Source organism: Aneurinibacillus thermoaerophilus, assembly GCF_900099925.1.
GTDB classification, from domain to species: Bacteria; Bacillota; Bacilli; order Aneurinibacillales; family Aneurinibacillaceae; genus Aneurinibacillus; species Aneurinibacillus thermoaerophilus.
The window spans coordinates 1-3069 of record NZ_FNDE01000077.1 but is presented as its reverse complement, the minus strand read 5'-3'; the positions used below and the strand labels follow the sequence as shown (position 1 = coordinate 3069).

3 protein-coding genes and 1 pseudogene are annotated in these 3069 nt (G+C 37.5%); 2 read left to right on the top strand and 2 right to left on the bottom strand.

Annotation, left to right across the window (positions count from 1 at the left end; genetic code table 11):
• Both BLR88_RS19995 and BLR88_RS18575 read left to right on the top strand, forming a co-directional pair.
• Positions 1-239, top strand: a pseudogene (locus BLR88_RS19995) (hypothetical protein); the annotation flags it as partial.
• Between the two features lie 132 nt (positions 240-371).
• Positions 372-557: a terminase gpP N-terminus-related DNA-binding protein gene (locus tag BLR88_RS18575; RefSeq protein ID WP_057898592.1), complete on the top strand. Its 186-nt coding sequence runs from the start codon at positions 372-374 to the stop codon at positions 555-557.
• A 158-nt stretch (positions 558-715) separates the two neighbouring features.
• On the opposite strand, the gene BLR88_RS18570 is transcribed toward BLR88_RS18575, so the two are convergent.
• Positions 716-898 carry a hypothetical protein gene (locus BLR88_RS18570; RefSeq protein ID WP_057898593.1) on the bottom strand — a complete coding sequence of 61 codons (183 nt, stop codon included), beginning with the start codon at positions 896-898 and terminating at the stop codon, positions 716-718.
• A 64-nt stretch (positions 899-962) separates the two neighbouring features.
• Positions 963-2717 carry a M4 family metallopeptidase gene (locus tag BLR88_RS18565; protein WP_254778374.1) on the bottom strand — a complete coding sequence of 585 codons (1755 nt, stop codon included), beginning with the start codon at positions 2715-2717 and terminating at the stop codon, positions 963-965.
• Positions 2718-3069: the final 352 nt, after the last annotated feature.

Genomic DNA, 3069 nt, shown 5'->3' with positions numbered 1-3069 from the left:
TATGGCGTTGGCTCAAAGACATGGTCATTGTGAATCGTTTTCACAGAAACGAATCGGGTGTGCAGACCGTTAGAACGTTAGCTCAGTTCTATATAGATTATCGACGAAAAATTGAACATGTATTCTGCTGCCTAAAGAACAATTTTTCCCTTGAGCAACCTCGTTGGTATAGCAAAAATCGCTACGATTTCCACTGTCAGTTGTGCGTACTTATTGATAAAATTGGATTTTTATGTTAGTTTTGCAACACCATCATATATACATAAACCTTTATTTATTTCTATATAAGTTGAATTAAATAAAATCCCTTTCTGTCCTGTGTTACAAAAAATAGAAGCAAACAAACTAGGAACAGGATAGGAGAAATAGACATGAATACTCATCCAACAGAACTGCAAACTGTACAACAAGCGATGAAACAGACAAAAGACAAGCGCATGTATGAACGCTACCAAGCCCTTTCTTTATTTCTGCAGGGGTACAAATATGAGCAGCAAATCAATGCCATCATTGGCCGGAATAAAAAAACTGTGGGCACATACGTCAGAGCCTACTAGGAACAAGGCCTAAAGGTGCTAGTGAGCCATGCATCGCCTGGTGCGCCTCACAAACTATATAAATTTGCTTTGAGGTTTTAACGTTTCAAACAACCAATTCTAGACAATAAAATAAATTCAAAAAATTGGAAACAGATAAGCAACTCTCCGATTCATTTTTACGGACAAGGATTGACAATATATTCCTGGAATGCGGGCTGCTTCCGTAGATGAATAACCTTCCATAACGAGACGAACACTGTAAGGCGCTGTTTAAAGAAAGCATCTTTTATTTTTCGCTCTTCTTTACATAAGCTTTCCACCGTAAAGCCGTAGGTTTCTGTTATCTTCATTTTTCTCATAATAAGTCGCTCCTTTAGTCTTATCTTAGGAGCCAGTATTGTCAAATTTTCATCGGTTAAGACATTAGGACAAGTCTATAGAATTGACTCCTACTGCATCAAAAGCTTTGCCCACGCTTATAACTTCAGCACTTGCTGCTCCATATAAATCCGTCGCGGCTTGTAAAGCTGCTGCCCTCATTTGGCTAAATGTAGCTGACTCTGTAAGATACTGTGTTAATGCCCTGTAAAAAATATTTCCCAGTTTCTCTTTGCCGATTCCATTCACGGTAACGCCATAGTGGGTTCCGCCTTCACTGATAAGATAAGCAGCCTTGTTTATAATTCCGCTGTTTGTATGAACTAAATAGCTTTGGTTTGAACCACGGTATCTTTTGGAATAATGGTCCGGATCACCATATTTTGTCGGATCAGCTAATGAACGAAATCCCTGTCTATTAAAACTTAAGTCCTCACCCATTTCCCAATCAGGATTCTGATTATTGTAGTACTCAATTAATGTCCCAAAAATATCGGACATTGCTTCATTTAAAGCACCAGACTCATTTTCGTAAATTAAATTTGCCGTTTTTTCCGTTACAGCATGCGTCAACTCATGTCCTACTACATCCAATGCTCCTGAGAATGGATAGGTAGACCCGTCCCCATCTCCATAAACCATTTGATAGGAATTCCAAAACGCGTTCGTATACGATTTCCCATAATGAACAGTTGATTTTATTGGCGCTCCTGCTCCATCATAGCTGTTACGATTAAACTTATTTTTGTAGTAATCGTATACAACTCCTGCGTAATAATGTGCGTCTACAGCGGGACCATCATACTTTGCAGTAAACTGATTATCCGCGTTTCTCCATAGCGTGCCCGGGAGCCGGTTTGAATTTTTGGCATCGTATGTATAAATGCCCTTACCTCTAGTATTATCTTGCAAATAGTAATACGAATTAGAAAATACTGTATTTACTTGTTTTTTATCTCCATGCACTCCTATTCCAAATCCAATTTGGTTAGAATCGACCATATTTCGCGCCACTTGCACTTGATGGATACGATTGACTTTATTTAAAATTGTTCCATCATTTGCATCTATAAAGTAATCCCAATTTCCCGGTTGTGGATTCAGAAAATTTAGATTTACATGGTAAGCGTAATGCGCAATCTCTTCTTTCATGTAAATTACAAGTTCGACAGCCGGTGGAATATAATACTCAGGGATAAAACCTAGGTCATGTTCGGCTTTTTGAATCGCTGCCTGTTGACTAAGATTCTTTGCTTTATTTAGGTTTTCTTGCTTGTTCAGTTCTGAAACAATCCCTCCGGACCATGCTGTTACCACTCCTTTTTGATTTAAGTTTAATACTTGTGTCGAACCATATACGGGCACTCCTCTGAAGAACTGCTGGGTACGAATTACATAATCTCCCAAAGGAGTCATTTCTTCTTTCATTACCTGTATGGTGTCTTCCGTTGTTACTTTAAAAACATCCGAGTTTGCACCTACGAATTCCTGAACAACAGTGTTGAAATTATAAGGATTTTTAGGTTTAAATTGCCCTGAAATGAATTCTACTTTGTTGCTCTCAGGATTACGGTGTACCTTTCTTTTCCATCTCTTTGCATATGCCATCACATCAAAAGGGGATGCCTTCATTTTATTTATTTGCAATTGATCCGAGGTAGTTGAAGTAAACGTGGTCGATTCTTCATTCTCATTCTGAAAAAATACAGGATTCGCAGCTCCTTCTGCCCATACCGTTCCAATAGCAGGATTACTTAATAGACCCATAGACAGCCCCAATAATACAACTTTCTTTTTCACAACTCCCATCTCCTTAGAAAAAATTAGAATCGAAAAACTATTTTATACATTTTTTGAGAATCTGTAAATATATTGCTTTAAGTTCAATCTTATTCCTAATTTTTGTATTTTTTAGTGAAAATGGAGGTTTTTGAATACCTTTGCTCAGACAAACCTTTAAACATGTCGTTATGATCATCAGCAACTATTTTTCTAGCTAAATTCAGATAATATTATGTTCCTCCATATACTTTGATACTGTTTTGGTATAGAATATTCATTATTATATAGAACTGAGCTAACGTTCTAACGGTCTGCACACCCGATTCGTTTCTGTGAAAACGATTCACAATGACCATGTCTTTGAGCCAAC